Here is a 962-nt window from a genome sequence, read left to right as displayed (position 1 = left end):
ACCCCCGATCCCTCCGTCGTCCGGCAGCCGGGAGCACGCTATGGGGGCGCGGAGGTGGTGCGACGGACGGTTGTCCGTCGCACCACCGGAAGGGGTGAACGGGCGTGACCTTCGCCTCTGGGGGGCGTTATTGGCGCCGGCCCGAAGGCGGCGGCCACGGAGTCGTCACGCCGTGCGCGAGACGATCACTTCGCGAGACGATCACTTGGGGAACGGCCACGCGTTCGGCTTGCACGTCACGCCGTCCGTCGTGAGGAACTTCGTCTGCTGCATCATCACCGGCGCCAGGGCCCCCGCCTTGCCGCAGGTCTCGTGGTTGTGGCCGAGCCGGTGGCCGACCTCGTGGTTGATGAGCATCTGCCGGTACTCGTGCATCCGGTCGCCGTAGGTCTCGGCGCCCTGCGCCCACCGGTAGGCGTTGATCATGACGCGGTCGGTGAGGGCCGAGTCGCAGGAGACGTTGTCGATGGTGACGTCCAGGTCCGACTTGGCGCACCACTTGGCGGTGGTCCCCGGGCTGGCCAGGGTCACCACGAAGTCCGCGCGGCCCGAGGAGACCCGCTCGAAGGTGCGGACGCCGCCGTGGCCCCAGCTGCGGTCGTCGTTGAGGGTCCGGTGCACGGCGGTGGCGAAAAGGGTGCCGTCGAGCGGGAGCCCCTTCTCGACGTCAACGCGATAGCGCATGACTTCACCCTTACCGGGGGCTTTCTCGTGCCCGCCCACGGTCGTGAAATCACCCGAGGCGGCCATCCGCTGGTCCAGCGGGTACTTCTTCGCCATCTTCTGCTCGTACGTCACCGGCGCGGCGGACGGGCGGGGCGTCGGCCGGCTGTCGGAGCGCGAGGCGGCGGCGCCCGCGCCGTGCCGTGCGTCCGGGGTCTGCGCCTGCGCCCGGCTCTCCGTACCGTCCTCGACCTGTCCCGCGACGACCACGGCCAGCACGGCCGTCACCACCGCCGCGG

Annotated in this window: 1 protein-coding gene; it reads right to left on the bottom strand. The window is 71.1% G+C overall.

What is annotated here, in order from left to right; translation table 11 throughout:
• Positions 1-201: 201 nt before the first annotated feature.
• The coding region (locus JNW98_RS35345; protein WP_223772356.1) for a DUF3152 domain-containing protein at positions 202-962 on the bottom strand (761 nt) is incomplete at its 5' end.

It is taken from the genome of Streptomyces huiliensis (assembly GCF_020037025.1).
In the GTDB taxonomy this organism is placed as follows: domain Bacteria; phylum Actinomycetota; class Actinomycetes; order Streptomycetales; family Streptomycetaceae; genus Streptomyces; species Streptomyces huiliensis.
Note: the sequence above shows the minus strand (reverse complement) of the source record. Positions and strands in the feature narration are given on the sequence as shown.